The following is a 13,924-nucleotide window of genomic DNA, read 5'->3' as shown; positions in this document are numbered from 1 at the left end:
TGCAGTTCGATGACTCGCAGTTCGATGACTCGATGACTCGATGACTCAACGCCAGTAGACGCTGCCGCGCAGGCGTGCGTTGCGCCAGCGCCACCACAGCAAGGTGGCGTAGGCGAGCGCATAACCGAGCAGCACGCCCGCCGCGCCCAACAGGCTGGCATGGCTCAGCCAGCCCTCGACCGGCCACGCCGCGCCCTGCCAGGTGCTGCGCCAGCCCTGCACCATGCCGGCGATCACCCGCACCACCACCAGTACCGTCAGTGCCAGCACCAGCCACAGGTTGGGGCGGTAGAACAGGCCCTGCGCGGTGCGCTCGAAACGGGTGAGGCGCACTGCAACGACCCCCAGCACCAGCCCGCAGGCCCAGCCGAAGGCGGCATGGCTGATCGCACCGGGCCAGAACGCCGCGGCAATCAGGGTGAAGACGACAAACAACACGCTGGACACCACCGCCGACGCCAGGTTGATCATCAGCAACCAGCCACGCGCCTGGCGACGCGCGGTGCCGACCCGAAAGCGCTGCAGCAACGACAACGGGAACAACACCGCGAACACCGCCAGGGCAATGATCACGGCCAGCGGAATGGCAAGCAGCAGAGGCATGGGAGCGGGTTGCAGGAAGGGATGGACGACCACGCTACTACGCCTGCGTCAGCGGTGCGTGTGCGTGTGGGTGTGGGTGTGGGTGTTGCGATACCGGCAGGCTACGCAGGCTTGTGCGCGTGGCGTTCGATACGGCATGGCGTAGCGGATCAGCGATCCAACGGCGAGGCCGCGTTGCGTCAACGTCTCTTCAATGCACACGAGAATTCGGCAGAAGTTTGGGAATCCACGTCTCCAAGCACCTTCTGCTCCGTTCGATCGAAGCGCCGGCGCCGGGTGCAACGTTGCTTGCGCCACGTGCTCACGATGTCCGTGCGTCAGTGCATGCAAGCGACTTGCAGGCCACCGTCCAACCGCGCGTCAGCAGGCACGAAAAGGCAGCGCACCGGGCGTCAGGGGGCCGCTGTCACGCGGGTTGACCAGGTCGGCAGACCAGCTGACGGCAGGCGCTTGGGGTTGGGACGGTCCTGAAGCGGGCCGAAGTCGAATCAGCCGGTCACCGTGGCAGCAATCACTGCGAAAAACCGCGCTGTCTGCATAAGACAGCGCGATCGCCCAGTCGCGGCACTGGCTTCCAACAGCGGCATAACTCGGCACCGATCATGCGTGCCACGCCATGACACACACGCTCCCAGACTCCGCGCAACCGCGGTCTTCGAACGCCAGGCGCCACGCGCCGCGTGTTTCGTGCTGCATGCCGCGCTTAGAACGCCGGCAACACCGCGCCTTTGTACTTCTGCTCGATAAAGGCCTTCACTTCCGGGCTGGTCAAGGCCTTGGCCAGCTTCTGCACGCGCGCATCGTCCTTGTTGTCTGCGCGGGCCACCAGGAAGTTCACGTAGGGCGAGTCCTTGCTTTCGATCGCCAGCGCATCGCGGGTGGGATTGAGCCCGGCATCGAGCGCGTAGTTGGTGTTGATCAGGGCCAGGTCGACCTGATCCAGCACGCGTGGCAGCATCGCCGAGTCGAGCTCGCGGAATTTCAGCTGCTTGGGGTTGTCGACGATGTCGCGCTGGGTGGACAGCGCGTTGCTCGGGTCCTTGAGTTTGATCACGCCCGCCTTGTCGAGCAGGATCAGCGCGCGGCTGTTGTTGCTCGGGTCGTTGGGAATCACCACGTCGGCGCCGGTCGGCAGATCGGCCAGCGCCTTGAAGCGGCGCGAGTACGCACCGAATGGCTCGATATGCACGCCGACCACGGTCACCAGCTGGCTCTTGCGATCGCGGTTGTACGCGTCCAGGTAGGGCTCGGTCTGGAAATAATTGACGTCGATCTGCTTCTGCACGACCTGGTCGTTGGGCTGCACGTAATCGTTGAACACGCGCACGTCCAGCTTCACGCCCTGCTTGGCCAGCAGCGGTTCGACCACTTCCAGGATCTCGGCATGCGGCACCGCCGTGGCCGCGACGGTAAGGGTGTCGCCACCACTGCCGCCAGCGCTGCCGCCGCAGGACGCCAGCGCCAGCGTGGCGGCAGCCAGAAGGGAACGAAACGCAAAAGTGCTCATGTGGGGATCCGTGGGAGGAGGAGTGCGGGCAGGCCGCAGACGTTAAACCTAGCAGACCGCAGCGACGGCGGCGATGCAGCGCGCCGTGGCAGCCCACGGCGCATCGCGTCATGCAGACAGGCGTGCCGGATTGCGCCAACACGGCCAGCACGGCCGGTGCCAGGGTGCACGACCAGCGTCCGCCGGCCCACCCCTGCCCTGCACTGCCTCAGCGCCGGCTGTAGTGCGCCACCAGCCGGTCGCCCAGCATCTGCAGCAGCTGCACCAGCACCAGCAGGGCGATCACGGTGATCAGCGCGACATCGGCATGCGAGCGCATATAGCCTTCGCGGTAGGCCACATCGCCCAGCCCGCCGGAACCGATCGCCCCGCCCATGGCGGTGAAACCGATCAACGCGATGGTGGTCACGGTGGCACCGGCGATCAGGCCAGGGCGCGCTTCGGGCAGCAGCACCCGCAGCACCAGTTGCCGGGTGGTGGCGCCCATCGCCTGGCTGGCTTCGATGATGCCGCGATCGACTTCGCGCAATGCGGTTTCCACCAGGCGTGCATAGAACGGCGCCGCGCCCACCACCAGCGGCAGGATCGCGCCGCGCACGCCGAGCGAGGTGCCCATCAGCATCAGCGTGAGCGGAATCATCGCAATCATCAGGATGATGAAGGGCACCGAGCGCAGCAGGTTGATCACCAGCGCCAGCGCGCCGTACAGCACCGGGCGGCGGCGCAGCTGCGGGGCGCCGCACAGGAACAGCGCAACCCCCAGCGGCAGGCCGATCAGCAAGGTCAGCGGCAGCGCGCCAGCCAGCATCAGCAAGGTATCCAGCGTCGCCTGGCCGATGTCGCCCCATTTGGCGGCATCGAGGTTGCGGAAGAAACCGCCGGCGGCGGCAAACAACGTCGGAATCATGCGCGCAGATCCTCCACATGCACGCCGGCCGCCACGAAGCCGGCAAGCGCTGCGTTCTGGTCGCCGCCGGTCAGGGCAACGATGAGCTGGCCGTACGGGGTGTCCTTGATGCGGTCCACGCGCCCGGACAGGATGTTGTAGTCCACCCCGGTCTCGCGGGCGATGCGGCCAAGCACCGGCTCGTAGGTGCCGTTACCCAGGAAGGTCAGCCGCACGATGCGCCCGCCGACCGCGGCGAAATCGCGATGCAGCTCGGCCTCGTCCACGTGCTCGGCTTCGGAGACGAAGCGCCGGGTGGTGGCGTGCTTGGGATGCAGGAAGACTTCGGTGACCGGGCCGGTTTCCACCAGCTTGCCGGCATCCAGCACTGCCACGCGGTCGCAGACGCGGCGGATCACGTCCATCTCGTGGGTGATCAGCACGATGGTCAGGCCCAGCTCGCGGTTGATCTGCGCCAGCAGCTGCAGCACAGAGGCGGTGGTTTGCGGGTCCAACGCGCTGGTGGCCTCGTCGCACAGCAGGATCTGTGGCCGGGTGGCCAGCGCGCGCGCAATGCCCACCCGCTGCTTCTGCCCACCGGACAGTTGCGCCGGATACTTGTTGGCGTGCTCCTGCAATCCGACCCGGGCCAGCAGCTCGGCCACGCGCGCATCGATTTCGGCGCGCGCGGTGCCGGCCAGTTCCAGCGGGAAGGCCACATTGCCAGACACGGTGCGCGAGGACAGCAGGTTGAAGTGCTGGAAGATCATGCCGATACGCCGGCGCAGGGCACGCAGGCCCTGGCTGTCCAGCGCGGTTACGTCGTCCTCGCCGATCAGCAGGCGCCCGCCGCTGGGCTCTTCGAGCCGGTTGATCAGCCGGATCAGCGTGGACTTGCCGGCACCGGAGTGGCCGATGATGCCGAACACCTCGCCGGGGCCGATCCGCAGATCGAGCGGGTGCAGCGCCACGATCTGACGACCGTCAACGGAGTAGGACTTGTGCAGGCGCTGAAACTGGATCACCGCGCGTGGCCGTTTGGGGGGTCGTGAAGCCTACCAGTCAATGTTCACTGCCGGGAGTCGGGGATTGGGGATTGGGGATTCGCAAAGGCCACGGCGGCTCCGCTGGTGCCAATCCCGAATCGCAAATCCCCAATCCCGGCCGCTGGGGATTCGCAAGGACAACGGCGTTCGTGCTGTTGCCAATCCCGAATGCCGAATCCCCAATCACGGCCTATCCAACGGCGGCGGCCTGTCGGCCTGCCGTATCCGCTCCCGGCGCAACAAGTACAGCCCGCTGGCGACGATGATGCCGGCGCCGGTCCAGGTCCAGGTGTCGGGCAGGGTCTGCCACAGCAGCCAGTCCCAGCCGATCACCCAGACCAGGCCGCTGTATTCCAGCGGGGCGATCATCGAGGCCTCGCCGCGCAGGAAGGCCTGGGTCAGCGCGATCTGGCCCAGCGCGCCGGCCAGGCCCATGCCGGCGATCAACCAGGCATGGCCGCCCTGCAGCGGCACCCAGCCGGGGATGGCCAGCAACCCGGCGCCGATCGCCATGAACAGCAGGAACCACACCACCATCGCCTGCGGGGTGTCGGTGCGGGTCAACAGGCTCACCGTGACCGCGGCCACCGCGTAAGCCGTGGCCGCCAGCAGCACCATCAGGCCAGGCAGCGAGATCAGCCCGTCCACGCCGGGGCGCAGCACCACGATCACCCCGACCAGGCCGATGCCAATCGCGGTCCAGCGGCGCGGCCCGACGTGCTCGCCCAGCAGCGGCACCGACAAGGCCGCCACCAGCAATGGCGCGACGAAGTACAGCGTGTAGGCGGTGGACAACGGCATCCGCTTCAGGCCGTAGACGAAGCAGCCGATCATCACCATGCCCAGCACCCCGCGCAGCAGGTGCAGCCCCCAGCGCACCGGCACGATGGAGCGCGGCCCGGCGGTGGCCAGCACCCACACCAGCACGAACGGCAACGACGCCGCGCCGCGCAGCAGGGTCACCTGCAACGGCGGGTAATGTGCCGACAGCAGCTTCATTCCCGCGTCCATCAACGAGAAGCAGGCCACGGCGGCCACCATCCAGGCGATGGCGGGAAGCGGAGAACGGGGAGTGGGCATGGGCGTAGTATCGCCGCCGCAGCGCGCCGGCCGCCAATGCGCCGACACGGGGCAGCGCGGCCAATGGCCTAGAATGGCCGCTGTATTCAGACAGCAGGAGCCTTGCATGCCTTCCTTCGACGTGGTGTCCGAAGTCGACAAGCACGAATTGACCAATGCGGTGGACCAGGCCAACCGCGAACTGGACACGCGTTTCGACTTCAAGGGAGTCGAGGCCACGTTCGAGCTGGAAGACGGCAAGGTGATCAACCAGTCCGCCCCCAGCGACTTCCAGCTCAAGCAGATGACCGACATCCTGCGCGCGCGGCTGCTGGCGCGCGGCATCGACGTGCGCTGCCTGGAGTTCGGCGACGTGGAAACCAACCTGGCCGGCGCGCGGCAGAAGGTCACCGTCAAGCAGGGCATCGAGCAGAAGCAGGCCAAACAGCTGGTTGCCAAGCTCAAGGAAGCCAAGCTCAAGGTGGAAGCGCAGATCAACGGCGACAAGCTGCGCGTGACCGGCAAGAAGCGCGACGACCTGCAGGATGCGATCGCGCTGCTGAAGAAGGCCGACTTCGAGTTGCCGCTGCAGTTCGACAACTTCCGCGATTGAGCGCAGCCCAACGATGGCGGTGGGGGCGGTGATCGATCCGGCGGTGCAGCGCCCAGGCTCGGGCTGGGGTGATGCGCACGGCGGCAGCGACCAAAGGCGCCGTGCGGCCGCCAGCTCCGCTCGTCGCGCCGGGCGGCTGGTGTAGCGGCGCCCGATGCGTGCCCTGCTCGCCAGCCTGTTGCATCACCTGCGCGCGTTCCGGCAGGCAGGCACGCGCGCCGCAAGCGCTGCGCCTGCCACGCGGGCGTATGCGCAGCCGCGGATCGAAGCCGGATCGACGCTGCACACCATGGCGAGCCTGGACCCGACCGAGGCAGCCGCCTTCGCCGATGCGTTTGCGGCGGAGATCGATCGCGCCATTGCGCAGTGCACGCTGGGCGATGCCGCCAGCAGCCAGGCGCAGGCGCTGGAACAGATCCACTCGTTGAAGAACACCATTTCGCTGACCGGCTCGCAGGAGTTGCTCAAGGCCTGCGACCAGCTGCGCAGCGACGTGGAGCGCGACGCCTTCGGCGACACGCTTGCGCACCGCTTCACTGCAGTGGCAACCGCCGCTGGTCTACTGGTCAGACAGTACCGGCGCACCCTTCCTCTCGACGACGCGGAGCCTCATGCATAGCTCTTCCCACCGCGCAGCGCCCGGCCTGATTCCGGCGGCCAGGCAGTTGCGCAACGACAGACTGGTGCGGCTGCTCGAGTCCTTTCTGGAATACCGCGCCTGCGTTGGCCGCGTGGTGGTGCAGACCATCGTGACGCTGTGGTGCCTGGGCTGGCTGTATGGGCCGCAGCCGGTGCTGGTCAAGGATGCGCATGCGGTGTTTCCAACCGCGGTGGCCTTGTGGGTCATCTCGGTGGTCTGGATGGTGCTGGTGCGGCGCAAGACCATCGCGCAGGGGGAATGGCTGGATGCGGTGGGCTTTGCGATGAGCCTGCTGTTCATCGGCATCCAGACCTCCCAGGCCTTCATCCTGCTGATGTCGTTGAACGCCTTCCTGCCGTTCATCACCATCGCCGCGGTGGCGCGCTACGGGCAACGCGCCACCTTGCCGGTGCTGCTCAGCACTTTCGTGCTGATGCTGGTGACCGCACCGGCCGGCTACTGGTTGTCGCGGCCTGCGTATTTTGTCTATGCGGTGGCGTTGAGCATGGTGCTGCCGCTGCTGGTGTCGCGCATCGTGATCGCGATGCAGGAAGTGGCATTGCAGGCGCTTGCCTCGCGCGACGCGCAAAGCCGTTTCATCAGCACCATGAACCACGAATTGCGCACGCCGTTGAATGCCGTCATCAACTGCGCGCAGCTGATCGACACCGACACCATGCCGGCCGAACAGCGCGATCTGATACAGGCGGTGACGGTCAACGCCACCGCCCTGCGTCACCGCGTCAACGAGGTGCTGGACGTGGCCAGCATCGATGGCGGGCGCCTGCAATTGCACAGCAAGCCGTTGAGCATGCTGGACGTGCTGACCACCGTCAAAGCGGTCTGCGCGACCGCCGCATCCACCAAGGGCGTGTCGCTGGGCGTGCGCATGGAAGCGGCCCAGACACCCTACCTGCTAGGCGACGAAGGCCGCATCGAGCAGGTGATCACCAACCTGGTCATCAACGCGATCAAGTTCACCCCGGCCGGCGGCGCAGTGGAGCTATTGATCGAGGCGACCCAGGCCGATGGGCGCTGGACGCTGGAGGCCACCGTCACCGATACCGGCATCGGCGTGCCCGACGACAGGAAGGCCTACATCTTCACCCCGTTCACCCAGCTCAGCACCGGCTTCAGCCGTGCCGAAGGCGGTGTCGGCCTGGGCCTGTACATCGCCTTGTCGGTATCCGATGCGATGGGGGGCAGCCTGACGGTGAGCGACAACCCTGCCGGCGGCAGCATCTTCCGCTGGATCTTCGAGCTGCCGGCCGCCGCCGCCAACAGCAGCCGCACGCGCGATGTGCGCGATGCGCTGGCCGAACACGCACGGACAGTGCCGCCGCTGCATTGCCTGGTGTTCGAGGACATGGATACCAATCGCCTGGTGATCGGCAACCTGCTGACCCGCGCCGGGCACCGGGTGAGCTTCCATGCCGATGGCACCGATGCGGTGCAGCGCATCGCCCAGGCCGGCCCGGACATCGTCTTTCTCGATCTGCACATGCCCGGCACCTCCGGCTGGGACGCGCTGGGACAGGCGCGCGATGCGATTGACCGGTTGCCGCCGATCATCGTGCTGACCGCCGACACGCGCACCGATTCGATGCGCGAGGCCGCTGCTGCCGGCGTGGCCGGTTACCTGTCCAAGCCGATCAACGCGCACGAGCTGCTTGCGCTGCTTGCCCAGCATGCCGCACAGCGCTAGCCCCGACCTGAAACCGGGCAATGCGGCGCGCTGGCACTGGCGCACCGCAACGCCGACACGCCGCGACCTGGCGTTGCTGTACCTGCACGGGTTCTCCGCAAGCCCTGGCGAAGCCGGCGCGCTGCCCGAACAGATGGCCGATGCGCTGGACGCCAATGGCTACGTGCACCGCTGGCCCGGCCATGGGCAGCGCGCAGCCGATGCCATGGCCGGGCTCACCCCGGCCGCGATGCAGGCCTCGGCACTGGAGGCGCTGGACCAGGCGCAGCGCATGGGCGAGCGCGTGGCCATTGTCGGCTCCTCGCTGGGCGGCAGCCTGGCGCTATGGCTGGCCGCACAGCGCCCCGAGCAGGTTGCCGCGGTGGTGGCGTGGTCGCCCGGCATCCAGCCCGTCAACGCCGGCCTGCTGGATCGGCTCTGCGAGGCGCAGGTGCCGGTCACCGACCCGTACCCGCGTACCGCGGCAGTGCAGGCCTGCTGGTCGGACACCATCCATCCCGATGGCTTTCGCACACTGCGTGGTCTGTGCAACCTGTTTGCGGCCTCCCCGCCGTGGCCGCAGGTGCACTGCCCGGTCATGCTGGGCTACTACCGCGCGCCCAATGGCGAGCAGGACCCGATCTCCTCGGTGCCGGCGATGCTGGCCATGTTCGAGGCGCTGGGCACGGCGCCAGCGCGCAAGCAGGCGATCGCCTTCGCCAGCGGCGCGCATGCCATCGGCTCGCCGTACAAGTCCCCGATCGCCGAGCACGTGGCGCATAGGTCGGTGCAGTTCCTGCGTCGACAGCTTGGCGGTGACAACCACCCGCGCTAGCTGGCAGTGCCGACAGCCGCGACTGATCGGGCGCCATGCGCTTGCGCCTGCGGCACCGGTCGGCCGGGGACAATGCGATTGGACGCGACCGTGGCATCGGCGGCCCTGCCGGCAGCGATCGCATACACTGGCGCGCCATCACGCCGCCGCCACGATGACCACCACGCCCACCCTGCCCGATCCCCTGGCCGCCACCCGTACCTGGATCGAGCGCGCTGTGATCGGGCTGAACCTGTGCCCGTTCGCAAAGGCGGTGTACGTCAAGGAACAGGTACGCCTGGTACTCAGCGACGCCAGCACGCCGGAGGCACTGCTGGAGCAACTGGCCGAAGAGCTCGTCCTGTTGCGCGACACCCCGGCCGAGCAGATCGACACCACGCTGATCGTGCACCCGGACGTGCTGACCGACTTCCTGGATTACAACGACTTTCTCGACAACGCCGATGCGGCGGTGGAAGCGCTGGATCTGCAGGGTGTGCTGCAGGTGGCCAGCTTCCATCCCGATTATCAGTTTGCCGGTGCTGCGCCGGACGATGTGGCCAACTTCACCAACCGCTCGCCCTTCCCCACCCTGCACCTGCTGCGCGAAGACAGCGTGGAGCGCGCGGTGGCGGCGTTCCCGGACCCGGATGTGATCGTCGAACGCAATATCGCCACGCTGGAACGGCTGGGCCATGCCGGCTGGGAGCGGGTGTTGAACGGGGCCGAGCACTGAGGGCGGCGCACGCAGCGCAGCACCTGCTGCTGCCACCGTCGGCATCTGCTCCACGCCAGGACCGCCGGCAGCACCTGCCACTACGCGCTGCGCGTTGCGCGCCAACCGCCTGTCAACGCGCAGGCGCCACGAATACCGGGTTGGAATAGAACCACAGGTCCTGCCACGGATCTTCCCCGGCAGTGTCCGGCAGCGGTGCCTGCTGATCGGTGCTGCTGCCGCGCACGCGCACGAAACCGCCGCGCGACAGATCCGGCAAGGCCATCGATGCAACCAGCCAGCCATCGCGTTGCCGCAACGCGTTGCGCTCGATGCGCTGCACCTGCATCTGCAGCGCGCCGTCATGGCCGGTGGTGCCGACGATGACATCGACATGCTGCAATTGCGGGCGTTGCCCGTGGCGGTTGGCCTGCGACGGCTCGTGCAGACGCAAGGCAATCTGCGCCGATGCAGCGGTTGCCATGCGCAAGGTTTCGCCCAGGCCAGCGGACCCGGCAATGCGGCCATCGGCAGCGGTGGACTGCAATTGCAGGTCCATCGCATCGATCAGATCGCCGGTCACCGCAAAGCTCTTGCCGGCGCGCAGCGCACGCAGGATGTCGGCCGGATCACGCCGGGCCAGGACGTAGGTCTTGCTGTACTCGCCCGGATCGAACTCGGCCCCGCCATCGCGCCAGTTGCGGTGCGAATCGGAGGTGGCGGTGATCCAGAAATGCCGGCCCTCGGCCAGCATCCCGTCCCACACGCCGCCCACCTGCGCGGTCATCTGGTCGAAGCCGCCCAGCGTCGGCGCGGCCGCGTTGCGGTACAGGCCGCGGTGCTGCGTGTCGGCCTGATGGCCGGGTGCGCCCTCCATGCCGATCACCACCTGCGGCGCGGCATCCTGCCAGGCGCGTAGTTCGGCAGGGCTCACCTTGCCCCGGCGACCCGGCGCGGTGGCGGTGCGCGAGGGATGATTGACGATCAGCACCGGCTGCGGGCGCAGCGCCTGCATCGCACGCACTGCATCCAGCATCGCCTGCTCGGTATCGCGGGTGCTGCCATCGAGCAGCTCGGCACGGTTGTAGTCGCGTTCCAGCCCTTGCAGCTGCGCCTGTTCGTGCGGCCCGGGCGCGATGATCAACGAGGCGTGTTCGGCTGCCGGCACATCGAATTCCATGCCATGGAACTGGATCAACTGCGGCACCGTGCGCCGGGCACGCTGCAACGCCGGCCAGGCCTGCTCGCGCGTTACCACCGAATGGCCTGGCCCGCCATGATCGGTATGCACGATCCAGCTCAGGCCATTGGCCAGCGCCTGCTGCGCATTGCGCTCACGCGTATACGGCGAATCGCCGCCACGGATCGGCGTGGGCGGAGCGGTGGAGCGGTCCCAGGTCACGCTCCATTCGCTGTGCACGTGGTGATCGCCTGCCAGCCAGTGCGGCTGATCGTCGCTGCCGGGCGGTTGCGCCGCATGGGCGCCGGCGGCGCAGGCGATCGCAATCGCGAGCGCCGCCATCGGTTTGCCAAGTGCGCGCATCAGAAGCTCGCCCGCAGGCCCAGCGAATAGGTGCTCCCGTAGTCGGTGTAGCCGGAAAACAGATGCTCGCCCACGTACATGTGCTGGACTTGCCCGGTGATGTTGATGGCGTTGACGAACACCGCCACGGTGGGATTGATCTGCCAGGAGAGGTTGCCATCCAGGGTGCCGAAGGCGCGTGTGTTGTTGGTCGCCACATCGGCGGTGCCCACCGAGTTGACGATGTCGTCGCGCCAGCTGTAGCTCAGCCGCATCGACAACGGTCCCTTCTCGTAGAAGCCGACCAGGTTGTAGCTGTTCTTGGCCACACCCTCCAGCGCATCCTGGAAGTGCTGCGTGCCATCGACATAGTTGGCCTGGCTATCGGTCCAGGTGTAGTTGGCCTGCATGCCCAGCCCATCGAACGGCGCCGGCAGGCCGCGGAACACCTGCTGCCAGGCCAGCTCCACGCCCTGCACCCTGGCGTTGCCGCCATTGACCTTGGACGACAGCAGATAGCTGCGCCCCTGATAGTCCAGGTTGGAGAACTGGGTCTGCACAAACCGGCTGATGTCCTTGTAAAACACCCCGGCCACCAGGGCCGAAGAAGGTGAGGTGTACCACTCGAAGGTGAGGTCGTACTGCAGCGCTTCGAATGGCTCCAGATTCGGATTGCCGCCGCTGGCAGTGAGCGTTTCGCCGCTGGAATTGAAGGTGAGCTTGGACGACAGGTCGGTGAGGTCCGGGCGTGTGATCACCTTGGCGGCGGCACCGCGCAGCACCATGCTCTGGCTCAGGTCCAGCGCCACATTCAACGACGGCAGCACGTCGTTGTAGCTGCGCTCGAACACCACCGGCTGCGCGGTGCCATCCAGGTTGGCGTGGCCTTCGGTGCGCTGCTGGGTGTGCACGCCGCGCACGCCGAGATTGCCGCGCAACTCGTGACCGGCCAGCGGCGTGGCGAATTCGCCCATCACGTACGCCGAGCTGATGTCCTCGAGCACGCGATAGGAATTCTGCAGGTCATCGCTGCTGGGGCTGTTGGCCAGATCCGCGCCGGTGGGCCAGTCGCCCCAGAACGGCGCCTCGCGTGGTGCCAGCCATTGCAGCGGCAGCTGGCCGTTGCCGCCGGCCAGCATGTCGTTGACCGGCAGCGACGGATAGAAATAGCTGGCGTCAAAGCGCTTGCCGGCGATGCTGTTGTTGATCAGGTCGGTGCGGTCGTAGCGACGCTCGCGGCTGCGGTACTTGGCGCCGAGCTTGAGTGCACTGAAGAAGCCGCCGTCCAGCATGCGGTCTGCATCGAACTGGAGGGCACGTTCGCGATCCACCGCATCGATGATCCGCCACTCCAGGCGGCGGCCGGGCGTCTGCGCCGGATCGGTGGGGTCGTAGCCGTCGGTGAAGGCCCAGCTCGGCACGTTGTCGCCGGAGGCGCGTGGAAATGAGACACGCTGATCGACTGTGGCGCCGGTACGCAGGCGGGTGCGGCGAATTGGAGCGTCGTTCCAGCTATGCGCACGCGACAGAAAACCGGTGCCCTGCAACTTCCACGCATCGCCCTGCCAGCCGCCGCTGAGCCGCAGGCTGCGGTTTTCGTCGGTCATGCCCGAGGTCTCGCGCGAGAGCTGCACCTGGCCGTTGCGGTAGTCGAATGCGGTGACCGTATCGCCTGCGATGGTGAGGTTGCGCATGTTGCCCGGCTCCCACCCGGTGCCGATTGCGAATTCGTCGTAGTCCACCTGCTGGCGTGCGTAGAACAGATCCAGGTTGAACTCCAGCGCATCGCCGGGTTTGAACTGCACCGAGCTGGCTACGCCGATGCGCTTGCGATGCTCCAGCTCCAGGGTCGGACGGATCGCCGAAGGCGCCCAGATCGCACCGGTGTCGGCGCGGCCATCGCCGTTGCTGTCGATGCCGTCGGCGTAGCGCTCCCAATAGGTCTCGTTGACGCGGTCCTGGCGCAGGCTGCGCTCGGCATAGGCGGCGGCAAACAACACGCCCAGGGTCTTGTCGGCATTGACCCAGTTGTACAGGCCGGAGACGCGCGGGTCGTTTTCATCGGCCAGTTGCGGGTGGCTGAGCTCGGCCGACAAATGCGTCTCGGCATTGCCCAGCTGCAGCGGGCGAAACGTCTTGACGTTGACCACGCCGCCAATGGCGCCTTCATCCAGCGCAGCGGTGGGGCTCTTGATCACCTCCAGCCCGGACACCAGTTCGGCGGGCAGCGTATCGAAGCGGAACTGACGGCCGGTCTGGCCGGAATTGCGCACGTTCTCGTTCACCGCCATGGTCTGGCCATTGAGCGTGGTGACCTGGAAACTCGGCCCCAACCCGCGCACACGCACATACACGCCTTCGCCGCGATCGCGCTCGATGGTCACGCCCGGCAGGCGCTGCAAGGCTTCGGCCACGTTCTGCGCAGGCAACTTGCCGATGTCCTCGGCTTCGATCGAGTCGATCACGCTCGGCGCATAGCGCTTGTCGTTGAGCGCGCGCTCCAGGCTGGAGGCGTAGCTGCCAAGCACCTGCACGCTGTCCAACTCGGTGGGTTGCGTCGCGGCGGCAGGCGCCTGCTGTGCCTGTGCGGCGACGGACATGAGCGCGGCAGTAACGGCGAGCATCAGCGCGGCATGGCGAGGCCGACGCGCGGGATGCACGGGAAAAGAGGTCATGAGGTTTCCGGGTAGTGGGGGAGCCGGACTGCGCAGGTGCTGTCGTGTCGGCGCGCGACATGAAAGGAAATTCGTATGAAATGGTGATGACATTCGCGCAACGCGATAACGGCCGCTAGCGCACGCGCCTTGCTGCGACAACGACAGACAGCGCGTTACA

At 67.1% G+C, this 13,924-nt stretch carries 12 protein-coding genes; 5 read left to right on the top strand and 7 right to left on the bottom strand.

The annotated features are described in order from the left end of the window. Positions 1–45: 45 nt before the first annotated feature. The 5 genes from A7D17_RS17220 to A7D17_RS17200 form a co-directional block, all read right to left on the bottom strand. Positions 46–603, bottom strand: coding sequence for a CcdC protein domain-containing protein (locus A7D17_RS17220; protein WP_064510211.1), 558 nt, complete (start codon positions 601–603; stop codon positions 46–48). Positions 604–1,306: 703 nt separating this feature from the next. Beyond that, positions 1,307–2,110, bottom strand: a complete 804-nt coding sequence (locus tag A7D17_RS17215) for a MetQ/NlpA family ABC transporter substrate-binding protein (RefSeq protein WP_064510210.1) — start codon at positions 2,108–2,110, stop codon at positions 1,307–1,309. Positions 2,111–2,318: 208 nt separating this feature from the next. Beyond that, entirely contained in the window at positions 2,319–3,017 is a 699-nt protein-coding gene (locus tag A7D17_RS17210) for a methionine ABC transporter permease (RefSeq protein ID WP_064510209.1), read from the bottom strand. Continuing rightward, positions 3,014–4,021: a methionine ABC transporter ATP-binding protein gene (locus A7D17_RS17205; RefSeq protein WP_064510208.1), complete on the bottom strand. Its 1,008-nt coding sequence runs from the start codon at positions 4,019–4,021 to the stop codon at positions 3,014–3,016. The genes A7D17_RS17210 and A7D17_RS17205 overlap by 4 nt, the downstream gene beginning before the upstream one ends. Before the next feature lie 204 nt (positions 4,022–4,225). Next, positions 4,226–5,122: a DMT family transporter gene (locus A7D17_RS17200; RefSeq protein WP_064510207.1), complete on the bottom strand. Its 897-nt coding sequence runs from the start codon at positions 5,120–5,122 to the stop codon at positions 4,226–4,228. A gap of 106 nt (positions 5,123–5,228) precedes the next feature. Here A7D17_RS17200 and A7D17_RS17195 point away from each other — a divergent pair, with 106 nt between their 5' ends. The 5 genes from A7D17_RS17195 (at position 5,229) to A7D17_RS17175 (ending at position 9,588) form a co-directional block, all read left to right on the top strand. Beyond that, on the top strand, positions 5,229–5,714 hold the full coding sequence (locus A7D17_RS17195; RefSeq protein ID WP_064510206.1) for a YajQ family cyclic di-GMP-binding protein: 486 nt from the start codon (positions 5,229–5,231) through the stop codon (positions 5,712–5,714). A gap of 154 nt (positions 5,715–5,868) precedes the next feature. Then, positions 5,869–6,333, top strand: a complete 465-nt coding sequence (locus tag A7D17_RS17190; RefSeq protein ID WP_064510205.1) for a hypothetical protein — start codon at positions 5,869–5,871, stop codon at positions 6,331–6,333. Next, positions 6,326–8,059, top strand: coding sequence for an ATP-binding response regulator (locus A7D17_RS17185; protein ID WP_064510204.1), 1,734 nt, complete (start codon positions 6,326–6,328; stop codon positions 8,057–8,059). Before A7D17_RS17190 ends, A7D17_RS17185 begins: the two co-directional genes overlap by 8 nt. Then, positions 8,043–8,873 carry an alpha/beta hydrolase gene (locus A7D17_RS17180; RefSeq protein WP_064510203.1) on the top strand — a complete coding sequence of 277 codons (831 nt, stop codon included), beginning with the start codon at positions 8,043–8,045 and terminating at the stop codon, positions 8,871–8,873. Before A7D17_RS17185 ends, A7D17_RS17180 begins: the two co-directional genes overlap by 17 nt. Before the next feature lie 154 nt (positions 8,874–9,027). Next, positions 9,028–9,588, top strand: a complete 561-nt coding sequence (locus tag A7D17_RS17175; RefSeq protein WP_064510202.1) for a DUF1415 domain-containing protein — start codon at positions 9,028–9,030, stop codon at positions 9,586–9,588. A 112-nt stretch (positions 9,589–9,700) separates the two neighbouring features. On the opposite strand, the gene A7D17_RS17170 is transcribed toward A7D17_RS17175, so the two are convergent. Both A7D17_RS17170 and A7D17_RS17165 read right to left on the bottom strand, forming a co-directional pair. Continuing rightward, entirely contained in the window at positions 9,701–11,110 is a 1,410-nt protein-coding gene (locus A7D17_RS17170) for a CehA/McbA family metallohydrolase domain-containing protein (RefSeq protein ID WP_064510201.1), read from the bottom strand. Next, positions 11,110–13,713 (bottom strand): TonB-dependent receptor, encoded by a 2,604-nt coding sequence (locus A7D17_RS17165; RefSeq protein ID WP_082862104.1) that lies wholly within the window; start codon positions 13,711–13,713, stop codon positions 11,110–11,112. The genes A7D17_RS17170 and A7D17_RS17165 overlap by 1 nt, the downstream gene beginning before the upstream one ends. Positions 13,714–13,924: the final 211 nt, after the last annotated feature.

It is taken from the genome of Xanthomonas floridensis (assembly GCF_001642575.1).
GTDB classification, from domain to species: domain Bacteria; phylum Pseudomonadota; class Gammaproteobacteria; order Xanthomonadales; family Xanthomonadaceae; genus Xanthomonas; species Xanthomonas floridensis.
This window is presented reverse-complemented; position numbering and strand designations above follow the sequence as displayed.

Coding starts and splice junctions, on each gene's coding strand:
- A7D17_RS17170 (WP_064510201.1), bottom strand. CDS start 11,110: ATGCGCGCACTTGGCAAACCGATGGCGGCGCTCGCGATTGCGATCGCC.
- A7D17_RS17175 (WP_064510202.1), top strand. CDS start 9,028: ATGACCACCACGCCCACCCTGCCCGATCCCCTGGCCGCCACCCGTACC.
- A7D17_RS17195 (WP_064510206.1), top strand. CDS start 5,229: ATGCCTTCCTTCGACGTGGTGTCCGAAGTCGACAAGCACGAATTGACC.
- A7D17_RS17210 (WP_064510209.1), bottom strand. CDS start 3,017: ATGATTCCGACGTTGTTTGCCGCCGCCGGCGGTTTCTTCCGCAACCTC.
- A7D17_RS17190 (WP_064510205.1), top strand. CDS start 5,869: ATGCGTGCCCTGCTCGCCAGCCTGTTGCATCACCTGCGCGCGTTCCGG.
- A7D17_RS17215 (WP_064510210.1), bottom strand. CDS start 2,110: ATGAGCACTTTTGCGTTTCGTTCCCTTCTGGCTGCCGCCACGCTGGCG.
- A7D17_RS17185 (WP_064510204.1), top strand. CDS start 6,326: ATGCATAGCTCTTCCCACCGCGCAGCGCCCGGCCTGATTCCGGCGGCC.
- A7D17_RS17180 (WP_064510203.1), top strand. CDS start 8,043: ATGCCGCACAGCGCTAGCCCCGACCTGAAACCGGGCAATGCGGCGCGC.
- A7D17_RS17200 (WP_064510207.1), bottom strand. CDS start 5,122: ATGCCCACTCCCCGTTCTCCGCTTCCCGCCATCGCCTGGATGGTGGCC.
- A7D17_RS17220 (WP_064510211.1), bottom strand. CDS start 603: ATGCCTCTGCTGCTTGCCATTCCGCTGGCCGTGATCATTGCCCTGGCG.
- A7D17_RS17165 (WP_082862104.1), bottom strand. CDS start 13,713: ATGCTCGCCGTTACTGCCGCGCTCATGTCCGTCGCCGCACAGGCACAG.